At 55.1% G+C, this 951-nt stretch carries 1 protein-coding gene and 1 pseudogene; both read right to left on the minus strand.

Annotated features, from left to right (window positions below; all coding sequences use genetic code 11):
* On the minus strand, positions 1-801 hold an 801-nt coding region (locus tag ACFQND_RS12240; protein ID WP_377413611.1), incomplete at its 3' end, for an MCP four helix bundle domain-containing protein.
* 42 nt (positions 802-843) lie between these two features.
* A pseudogene (locus ACFQND_RS12245) lies at positions 844-951 on the minus strand (chemotaxis protein CheW); the annotation flags it as partial.

The following is a 951-nucleotide window of genomic DNA, read 5'->3' on the forward strand; positions in this document are numbered from 1 at the left end:
ACGCACTTCGCCAACAACCTTGGACAGGCTGTCGTTCATGGCTTTGAGGGCTTGCATCAGCTGGCCTGTTTCGTCTTTGCTGCCCACCTCTATACGGCTGCTCAGGTCGCCAGCGGCTACCGTTTGGGCCACTTTTACGGCGTCCTTGAGCGGCCGCACGATGGAGCGCGTAATGGACCATGCAACAAACGCACCCAGCGCAATCGCAAACCCGCCAAGCACCAACATCAGCAACTGCGCCCTGGCGTATTCTGTTTTGCTCTGTGCGGAGGCATCCTGGATCTGCAGCCGTTCATACGCAACCAGCTCATCAAGGACCGCAATGGCACGCCGCGTAGCTGGCGCGGACTCATTCATCAGGATCGGGACCGCTTCTGCAGTCTTGTTCTGCAAGCCCAGCTCGACAACCTTGTTTACCAGCGGCGCCCCGGCCTTGATGGCCTGGTCCAGTTTCTCGACGATTTCTTTTTCCTTCTCATTCATACGGATGCCGAGCAGGACAGTCTTGGCCTTGCCGTATTTTTCACGTGCGACCTTCAGCTTGTCATTCTGTTCACGCATCCCCGCTTCGTCTTCCAGCAGCACGATGGTGCTGGCGATCAGGGAGATGTCCCTGAAGTTGTCCACCATCTCACTGGCTGCAAAACTCTTGACGTTGTATTCATCGACGATCAGGTTCAAGCGATCTTCGATATGGCTCATGGAACTCAGACCAAGGCCCATGACGGCGGCCAGAATCACAAGGATCAGGGTGAAGGCGCTGCCTAGACGTGTGCCTATTTTTAAATTTGCGAATGACATTTTTATTCCTTGACTAATAGACGGGTGGCAAGTTGCAGATGCTCAAGCGGTCGTACTCTCGACCAGACCCATGTCATCGCTGGTCATGAGTTTTTCGAGGTCCACCAGGATCAGCATCCGCTCATCGAGCGTGCCCAGGCCAATCAGGTA

It is taken from the genome of Polaromonas aquatica, from assembly GCF_042659145.1.
In the GTDB taxonomy this organism is placed as follows: Bacteria; Pseudomonadota; Gammaproteobacteria; order Burkholderiales; family Burkholderiaceae_C; genus Polaromonas; species Polaromonas aquatica.